Origin of the sequence: Sandarakinorhabdus oryzae (genome assembly GCF_009733735.1) — a bacterium.
GTDB lineage: Bacteria > Pseudomonadota > Alphaproteobacteria > Sphingomonadales > Sphingomonadaceae > Sandarakinorhabdus > Sandarakinorhabdus oryzae.
In genome coordinates, this window is sequence record NZ_WNJP01000163.1 from 1 (window position 1) to 5,975 (window position 5,975).

At 67.0% G+C, this 5,975-nt stretch carries 6 protein-coding genes; 3 read left to right on the plus strand and 3 right to left on the minus strand.

Features of this window, described 5'->3' with window-relative positions:
• Both GJ693_RS13060 and fsa read right to left on the minus strand, forming a co-directional pair.
• Positions 1-816 (minus strand): site-specific integrase (locus tag GJ693_RS13060; RefSeq protein ID WP_156256726.1); only part of this gene is annotated, 816 nt, incomplete at its 3' end.
• The gene (gene fsa / locus GJ693_RS13065; protein ID WP_156256727.1) at positions 746-1,399 is read right to left on the minus strand and encodes a fructose-6-phosphate aldolase; all 654 of its coding nucleotides are present in this window, start codon (positions 1,397-1,399) and stop codon (positions 746-748) included. The genes fsa and GJ693_RS13060, both read right to left, overlap by 71 nt.
• Before the next feature lie 128 nt (positions 1,400-1,527).
• Between fsa and GJ693_RS13070 the strand changes: the two genes are divergently transcribed.
• Positions 1,528-2,229 (plus strand): NlpC/P60 family protein, encoded by a 702-nt coding sequence (locus GJ693_RS13070; RefSeq protein ID WP_156256728.1) that lies wholly within the window; start codon positions 1,528-1,530, stop codon positions 2,227-2,229.
• 32 nt (positions 2,230-2,261) lie between these two features.
• Here GJ693_RS13070 and GJ693_RS13075 read toward each other — a convergent pair whose 3' ends face one another.
• On the minus strand, positions 2,262-3,992 hold the full coding sequence (locus tag GJ693_RS13075) for a class I adenylate-forming enzyme family protein (protein ID WP_156256729.1): 1,731 nt from the start codon (positions 3,990-3,992) through the stop codon (positions 2,262-2,264).
• A gap of 136 nt (positions 3,993-4,128) precedes the next feature.
• Here GJ693_RS13075 and GJ693_RS13080 point away from each other — a divergent pair, with 136 nt between their 5' ends.
• Positions 4,129-5,589: a coniferyl aldehyde dehydrogenase gene (locus tag GJ693_RS13080; protein ID WP_156256730.1), complete on the plus strand. Its 1,461-nt coding sequence runs from the start codon at positions 4,129-4,131 to the stop codon at positions 5,587-5,589.
• On the plus strand, positions 5,586-5,975 hold a 390-nt coding region (locus GJ693_RS13085), incomplete at its 3' end, for a GFA family protein (protein WP_156256731.1). The genes GJ693_RS13080 and GJ693_RS13085, both read left to right, overlap by 4 nt.

Here is a 5,975-nt window from a genome sequence, read left to right on the forward strand (position 1 = left end):
CAGCCCCATCGCGGCGCGCGCCGCCTGCACCGCGCGGCGCACCGTGCCGGGATCGAGCGCGCCGCCCTTCACCCCGCGGAACAGCGGGCCATCCTGGCCCAGGTCGAACGGGCATTTTTCGACATAGTCCAAAATGGCGGCGCGCACCTGCGGCAGCAGCGGCACCACCCGCGTCTTGGCGCGCTTGCCGGTCACTTGGATCACCGGCCCCAGCGGCAGCGCCGCGCCGGTCAATGACAGCGCCTCGCCGATGCGCAGGCCGGCGCCATAGAGCAGCAGCAGCACCGCCATGTCGCGCGCGGCGAGCCAGGGCAGCGTGGCGGCATCGCCCACCACATCGACCAGCTGCCGCACATCGGCCGGGGTGACGGCGCGCGGCAGCCGGCGCGGCTGTTTCGGTGCCTTGAGGGCAGCGATGGCATCGCAGGCCAGGCCTTCGTTGCGCCGCGCCCAGGCAAAGAAGCCCTTCAGCGCCGAGACATCGCGGGCCAGCGACGGCGCCGCCAACCCCTCCTCGCGCCGCATCGCCAGGAAGGCGCGCAAATCAGCAGCGCTGAGGGTCGCCAGCCGGCCGCCGGTGACCGCGCCGCCGAGGTGGGTGGAGAGGAAATCGTCAAAGCGCTCCAGCGTCAGGCCATAGGCCCGCAGCGTGTGGACCGACAGCCGGCGCTGGTCGCCCGAATAGGCGAGGAAGCGGCCGATGAGGCCGGCCAGGGGCTCGGCCGCGGCGCTCAGAGGATCGCCCTCACAGGATGCTCTGGCCCGTCTTGGCCCAATCCGCCTCGAACGCAGCCAGGCCCTTGTCGGTAAGGGCATGGTTGGCGAGCTGGCGGATCACTGCCGGCGGCATGGTGGCCACATCGGCGCCGATGCGCGCAGCGGCCAGCACATGGACCGGGCTGCGCACGCTGGCGACCAGGATCTCGGTCTTGAAATCATAATTGTCGTAGATGGTGCGGATGTCCTGGATCAGCTCCATCCCGTCGTGGCCGATGTCGTCGAGGCGGCCAACGAACGGCGAAATATAGGTCGCGCCGGCCTTGGCGGCGAGCAGCGCCTGGTTGGCCGAGAAGCACAAGGTCACGTTGGTCTTCACGCCCTCGGCGGTGAGCGCGTTGCAGGTCTTGAGGCCATCGATGGTGAGCGGCAGCTTGATGCAGATGTTGGGCGCCAGCGCCCGCAGCACGGCGGCTTCCTTCATCATGGTGGCGTGATCGGGGGCGACGACTTCGGCCGACACCGGGCCATCGACGATCCCGCAGATTTCCTTCACCACTTCCAGGAAGTTGCGGCCGGATTTGGCGATCAGGCTGGGATTGGTGGTGACACCATCGAGCAGGCCGGTGGCGGCAAGGTCCTTGATGTCGGCAACGTCGGCGGTGTCGGCAAAGAATTTCATCGTGAGCAGGCCTTCATGGAGCTGATTCGCTGGTCTCCATAACGCAAGCAACCCATCTGTCCTACAGGCGCGGCGCATGGTAGCATCTGGTTCGGGTCGGGGTCAGCCACCAACGGGGGAACTGTGCCATGACCACACTTGAACTGCAGAAAGCGCTCAAGGCCAGGGGCTTTGATCCCGGCGATATCGACGGGGCGATGGGCCGCAACACCATCGCCGCCATCCGCGCCTTCCAGGCCAGCGTCGGCCTTGATGTCGATGGCGTCGCCGGTCCGGACACTTTGGGGAAACTCGGTGCCAGCGAGGTGAAGGCCGCCGCCGATCCGCTTTCCAGCCTGTCGACGCCCTGGTTCACCGAAGCCCAGCGCGCCATCGGCGTGCACGAGGATACCAGCCCCGCTTCCAACCCGCTGATCATCGGCTGGGCGAAGCGGCTGCGCATCGCCTACAACAATGACGAGACGCCCTGGTGCGGCCTGTTCGTCGCCCACTGCATCGGCCTCACCCTGCCAGGCGAGCCCTTGCCGATCAATCCGCTCGGCGCGCGCAACTGGAGCCAGTTCGGCGTTGCCTGCACGCCCCAGCCCGGCGCCGTGATGACCTTCTGGCGCGAAAGCCGGGCCAGCGGGAAAGGCCATGTCGGCTTCTATGTTGGCGAGGATGCGTCTGCCTTCCACATATTGGGCGGCAACCAGGGCGACGCGGTCAACGTCAAGCGCTTCCCGCGCGATCGCTTTCTCGTCGCGCGCTGGCCCAAGACCGCGCCGCCGCCCACCGGCGGCCCGCGCCGGCTGCAGGCAGACGGCAGCTTCTCGACCAACGAGCAATAGGGCCGGATGGCCGGGGGAACGCAGCCCCAGGTTCAACCCCCGGCCACCTGCTTCTTGAGCTCCGTCTTCAAGATCTTGCCGTTGGCGTTGCGCGGCAGCGGTTCGCGGCTGAAGTGGATGGCGACCGGCACCTTGAAGGCGGCCTGGCGCGCGGCGACGAAGGCGCGCAATTCCTCCTCGCTGGCATCGGCGCCCTCTTTCAGCGTCACAAACGCCACCGGCTCCTCACCCAGCGTCTTGTGCGGGCGGCCGACCAGGGCGGCGTCCATCACCGCCGGGTGTTCATACAGCGCGTTCTCGACCTCGACGCAGTAGATATTCTCGCCGCCGCGGATCAGCATGTCCTTGGCGCGGTCGATGATGAAGCAGAAGCCTTCCTCGTCGATGCGGGCGAGGTCGCCGGTGCGCACCCAGCCGTCAATGAAGGTCGCCGCCGTGGCTTCGGGCTTGTTCCAGTAGAGCTTTACCACGTTGGGGCCATAGCCATAGAGTTCGCCGACCTGGTTGGCGCCCAGCACCTTGCCGTCGGCATCGCGCACCTCGAGATCACACACCGGCACCGGCGGGCCACAGCTGTCGGGCCGATGCTCATAATCCTCGGCCATGTGGTGGGTGAAGGTGGCGCTGGTTTCGGTCATGCCCCAGCCGTTGCCGGGCTTGGCCTTGAACTCCTTGGCGATCTGGCGGACCAGTTCGGGCGCGGACGGCGCGCCGCCGTAGCTGACGGCCTCCAGGCTCGACAGGTCATATTTGTGACGGTCAGGGTGCTCGAGGATCTGCCAGGCGATGGTCGGCACGCCGCCGCAGGAGCTGATGCGCTCGCGCTCGATCAGCTGCATCGCCTGCACGACATCCCACTTCTTCATCAGCACCAGCTTCACCCCGGCGACAAGGCTGGGATTGAGCACGGCGTGGCAGCCGGTGGCGTGGAAGAAGGGCACGCTGAGCAGGGTCGCCTTCTGCGGCGCGTTGGGGTCGGCCACCGGCGGCTGCTCACCGCGGCGCAGGAAGCTGCGGGCCTGCGAACAGGCGCTGGCCATGATGTTGGAGCAGATGTTGCGGTGGGTGCCCAATGCGCCCTTGGGTTTGCCGGTGGTGCCGCTGGTGTAGAAGATGGTGGCGTCATCTTCGGGCTGCAGCTCAAGCGCCTCGGCCGGGATGGCGCGATCCTTCAGCGAGGCCCAGTCCATCGGCCAGCCGATCACCTCTTCCAGCCGGCGCGCGCGCGGATCGCCCAGCTCCATCTCGCTGGCGCGGGTGACATAGATGGTCTCGAGGTCGGGGCAGTTGGGCAGATGCTCGGCGATGCGGTTGTAGCGCTCGGCATCGATGAGCAGGATCTTGGTGCCGCTGTCGGTCAGGCCATATTCCAGCTCGCCGCCGGTCCACCAGGCGTTCAATGGCGTGACGATCGCCCCGCACAGGGTGGCGGCATAGAAGGCCACCGGCCATTCCGGGATGTTGCGCATCACCACGGCAACGCGGTCGCCTTTCTTCAGGCCGTCGGCCTTCAGCTGTTCGGCCAGCGCCAGCGTGGCGCGGGCGAAGGCTTCATAGGTCACCCGTTCGTCGTCGAGCACCATGAAGACCTTGTCGCCATGGGCGCGGCCGGCGGCGAAGCAGTGCGCCAACGACGCCGGCGCGTTCTTCCAGACCCGCGTGGGCCGGCCCTGGATGCTGACGGTCTCCATTTCCAGCGGCTGCCCCGGCGCGGTGAGCAGCGCGTGCGCCTGTGCAATCGACATCGCAGGCCAGTTGGTCATGCATCCATCCCCGAAAATTGCTTGTTGTCGCAACGATGCCGCAACTCTCTGGCCTCCGCCAGCCTGACGAAAGGGCGCAGCTTGGCGAATGGACTGCGCCGGCATAGGCTGTCTCGGCAAGATGGGGAGAACGACCATGGCCACTGTAGCCAAGACCGCCGAATGGGATGCCCGCGATGCCGCCGCGATGAAGGCGGTGCTCGATGCGCAGCGGGCCAGCTTCACCGCCGAACTGCCGGTGACCGCGGCCACAAGGCGGGACCGGCTGAACCGCGCATTGGATGTGGTGCTGAACAACAAGGAGCGCTTTGCCGCCGCGATGAGCGAGGATTTCGGCCACCGCTCGACCGAACTCAGCCTGGTCACCGACATCATGTCGTCGATCAAGCCGATCAAGCATGCGCTGAAGCATCTGGATGCGTGGATGCGCCCGGAAAAGCGCAAGCTGGACTTCCCGTTGGGTCTGCTGGGGGCCAAGGCGCGCGTGGAATGGCAGCCCAAGGGCGTTGTGGGCATCATCAGCCCGTGGAATTTCCCGGTGAACCTCACCTTCGCGCCGCTGGCCGGGGTGCTGGCCGCCGGCAACCGGGCGATGATCAAGCCTTCGGAATATACGCCGGTCACATCGGCCCTGATGAAGGAAGTGCTCGAAGCCGCCTTTGACGCGACCGAGATCGCAGTGATCACCGGCGGGCCGGAGGTGGGTCGGGCCTTCACGGAGCTGGCCTTCGATCACATCATCTTTACCGGCGCCACGTCGGTGGCCCGACACGTGATGGCCGCTGCTGCGAAGAATCTGGTGCCGCTGACGCTGGAACTCGGCGGCAAGTCGCCCACGATCATCAGCCGCTCTGCCGACGTGGCCGCCGCCACCGAGCGCGTGGCGATGGGCAAGCTGATGAACGCCGGCCAGATCTGCCTGGCGCCCGACTATCTGCTGGTGCCCGAGGAGAAGGAGGGCGAGATCGTCGAAGGGCTGAAGGCGGCGACCGCGAAGATGTATCCGACCATGCTGGCCAACCCGGATTACACCAGCGTGCTCGGCGCCCGCCACCGCGAGCGGCTGGAAGCGCATGTGGAAGACGCCCGCGCCAAGGGGGCCGACGTGGTGGTGGTCAACCCGGCCAACGAGGATTTTTCCAAGCAGAACACCAACAAGATGCCGCTGCACATCATCCGCGGCGCCACCGATGAAATGACGGTGATGCAGGAGGAAATCTTCGGGCCGCTATTGCCGGTGCGCACCTACAAGGCGGTGGATGGCGCCATTGACGAGATCAACCGCCGCGACCGGCCGCTCGGCCTCTACTGGTTCGGCCAGGATGAACTGGAACAGCGCCGCGTGCTCGATCGCACCATTTCGGGCGGCGTGACGGTGAACGACGTGATCTTCCATGTCTCGGCCGAAGACCTGCCGTTCGGCGGCATCGGCCCGGCCGGCATGGGCAATTACCACGGCCATGATGGCTTCAAGGAATTCAGCCATCCCAAGGCCGTCTATAGCCAGCCCAAGATCGACCTGGCGGGCCTCGCCGGCTTCAAGCCGCCCTATGGCGAGAAGACGCAGAAGGCCCTGGCCCGCGAACTGAAGAAATGAACCGGGAGGGCCAGTGCCTGTGCGGCGGCGTCCGCGTGGCGCTGGCCGCCGATCCGGCGATGGTCAACATTTGCCATTGCGCCGATTGCCAGCGGCGCAGTGGCTCGCCGTTCGGCATGGCGGTGTGGCTGGCCGAGGCCGACGTGACGATCAGCGGCGAGACGCGGGAATTCGTGCATCTGAGCGACAAGGGCCGCGAACTGGTCAATCGTTTCTGCCCCAATTGCGGCAGCACCATCTGCTTCACCGCTGCCATCAACCCCGGCCTGATCGCCATCCCGGCCGGCCTGTTCGCCGATCCCGCCACGCCGCCGCCGCTGCGCAGCGTGTTCGAGGAGCGGCGGCATCCCTGGGTGGCGGTGCCCGACGGCGCGGTGCGGCTGCCG

Coding starts and splice junctions, on each gene's coding strand:
- fsa (WP_156256727.1), bottom strand. CDS start 1,399: ATGAAATTCTTTGCCGACACCGCCGACGTTGCCGACATCAAGGACCTT.
- GJ693_RS13075 (WP_156256729.1), bottom strand. CDS start 3,992: ATGACCAACTGGCCTGCGATGTCGATTGCACAGGCGCACGCGCTGCTC.
- GJ693_RS13070 (WP_156256728.1), top strand. CDS start 1,528: ATGACCACACTTGAACTGCAGAAAGCGCTCAAGGCCAGGGGCTTTGAT.
- GJ693_RS13080 (WP_156256730.1), top strand. CDS start 4,129: ATGGCCACTGTAGCCAAGACCGCCGAATGGGATGCCCGCGATGCCGCC.